The organism is Bartonella sp. AD328YNZD (genome assembly GCF_042196425.1).
Map to the genome: position 1 here is coordinate 1 of NZ_JBHIQG010000674.1, position 815 is coordinate 815.

Sequence of the window (815 nt, forward strand, 5' to 3'; positions counted from 1 at the left end):
AGCACAATATTTAAGGATGCTGTCATTCTTAGTGGGGAATGCATCTTAAAAGATATGAATGTTTCAAAGAGAATATGTTGCAAAAAAAAAGCACTTTAAAGATTAAGGAGAGAAATACCATGCCAATCATTATCGATTGTATTCAAGGAACAGAGGAATGGCAGCAAGTGCGTAATGGTTTGATTACGGCTTCGTTGTTTGAGATGGTGATGGCACGAACAAAACAAGGGCAAAAAACGTCACGCTATCAGAGTGTGATGATGAAATTGGCGGGAGAAAGAATTACCGGAAAAACCGTTGATGAAGGGGCAACACTTTCTATGCGACGTGGGACTGAATTAGAACCAAGCGCGCGACAGCTTTATGGGAAACTGACACATACAGAACCTAAATGTATTGGCTTTGTTTTGGCTGATGATCGCGGACAAGGATTTTCTCCCGATGCTTTTGTGGGAAAAAATGGATTGTTGGAAATTAAAACAAAAAAACCTGAAATTTTAATTCCTCATTTCATGCAAAAGGGCTTTCCAGCAGAACATAAAGCACAATGTCAAGGAGGGTTATGGATTTCTCAACGCGAATGGGTGGATTTAATGCTCTATTGGCCAAATATGCCACCTTTGATTAAACGGGCTTATCGTGATGAAGCCTATATTTGCAAGCTTGAAAATGAAATTAGCCGTTTTAATGAGGCGTTGGAGAAGATGGTACAGCAAATTAAATCGGTTGAGACAGGTTTTCATATAAGAACAGAAATTGCTTTGAAGGAGGGAGAAAGCGGGGAGCTTGGAGCGCATGCAAGGCGTATGCTGGAG

The 815-nt window shown here is 40.5% G+C and carries 1 protein-coding gene; it reads left to right on the plus strand.

Annotation, left to right across the window (positions count from 1 at the left end; all coding sequences use genetic code 11):
* Nucleotides 1-119: 119 nt before the first annotated feature.
* Nucleotides 120-815, plus strand: a 696-nt coding sequence (locus ACFIO3_RS14400) for a lambda exonuclease family protein (protein ID WP_375704712.1), incomplete at its 3' end; no start/stop codon positions are given.